This window comes from Novosphingobium sp. B1, assembly GCF_900176395.1.
In the GTDB taxonomy this organism is placed as follows: Bacteria; Pseudomonadota; Alphaproteobacteria; order Sphingomonadales; family Sphingomonadaceae; genus Novosphingobium.
This window is the reverse complement of record NZ_FWXL01000065.1, coordinates 1-1,508: the sequence shown is the minus strand read 5'-3', so window position 1 is coordinate 1,508 and position 1,508 is coordinate 1. Positions and strand designations below refer to the sequence as shown.

1 protein-coding gene is annotated in these 1,508 nt (G+C 57.7%); it reads right to left on the bottom strand.

Annotated elements, in window-relative coordinates:
* Window positions 1-339: 339 nt before the first annotated feature.
* Window positions 340-1,365: an IS110 family RNA-guided transposase gene (locus B9A23_RS22065; protein ID WP_084281546.1), complete on the bottom strand. Its 1,026-nt coding sequence runs from the start codon at window positions 1,363-1,365 to the stop codon at window positions 340-342.
* Window positions 1,366-1,508: the final 143 nt, after the last annotated feature.

The following is a 1,508-nucleotide window of genomic DNA, read 5'->3' as shown; positions in this document are numbered from 1 at the left end:
CCACGTCGGTCGTTTAATCGCACCTCCTTCGTCAAGCCCCCAACGCATAGGTGATCGTTGCATGGCTGAGGCCCGCCATTATATTCAAGCGAATGCTCAAGATTTCCGCGAGAGTATGCCGGGTGCAGGGTCGTTTGCGCGGTCGAGACATGTCGCCGCAGGTTGGAAATTCGCGGGCCGGGATCTTCCAATGTGTTCACCGCAATCTGCTCGCGAGGAGCAGTTGCAAGACGTGGAACGGAATGATCCTGTCCACGCCCCGGCAGGGACGTCTCTCGCGTCGAACTGACTGACGACGCGATCTCGAGCAGGATAGAGGCTACTTCCTTTTCAGTTTGATCAGGCAGCCGCCACCGGTGACCGATCGAAAAGTTCGCCAGACTTCAGCATGGCATGCATGATGACCGACAATTTGCGGGCCACCGCGGTCGCGGCGCGCTTGAAGCCGATCTTCTCCCTGAGCTTAAGACCCCAGCGGCGCAATTCGCTGTCGGCATGGGCGCGGGTGAGGATAACGGTCGCCGCCTCGTAAAGCAGGCTGCGCAGATGGCTGTCACCTCGCCGTGAGATATGTCCGTCATAGTCAACCTCACCTGATTGATAGCGCTTGGTGGTGAGACCAAGCCAGGCGCCGACCGATCGGGATCGGGGAAAGTTATTTGGATCCTCGATTGCGGCGACAAACGAGCAAGCGGTCACCATACCAACTCCAGGTATCGACATGAGCAGCTCACACTGCTCGCTCTGTCGGGCAGAGTCAGCGAGTTGCTTGGTCAGACTGGCGGTCTTGGCGCGTAATTCTCGCCATACCGCAAGAAGCGGGAGAATGATTTTTTCCAACGTAGAATGGGATGCAGTCAGCTCGCAGACGTGGCCGTCGAACACACGCCCGGCGCCCTTGGGGACGATCAGCCCGAATGTTTTCATCAGCCCTCGGATCTGGTTGGACGGCTGGAGCTGCATCTTCAGTAGCTGGGTCCGAGCCGTTACCAACGTGCGAACGAGCATACTGTCGTAGCCCTTCACGCGAACCTCTCTGTAGAAGGCAGCCTCGGCCAAATGGGCGAGACCATCGGCATCGTTAGCATCGGTCTTGTTCCGCGCCATATCGAGCCCCTTCTTTGCCTGGCGAGCATCTATGCAGATGGCTGGCAGCCCAGCCGCTGTGAGTTCGTGATAATACCAGATCGACAAGGGCCCGGTTTCGAATACGATCCGCATCGCTTCAGGCGCGCGCTTGCGGATCACCTCAGAAAGCAATCTTGGATCAGACGGGCATTTACCCCGCCAGATCCGCCGGCCATCCTCGCGAACTGAGACAAAAGTGTCTTTAAGCGAAACGTCCAAGCCTATATATTGCGCCACGGCTGTTCTCCTTTCGATGTTTGGGCCCGGTTCCAATCGAGAGCCCGTTTCTCCATCTTATCGGGGAGCAGCCAACTTCTAAATCCAAGCACACATGTGGCTGACGGCGAATCGCGCTCCCGCGATTACTCCATGTGTTCACG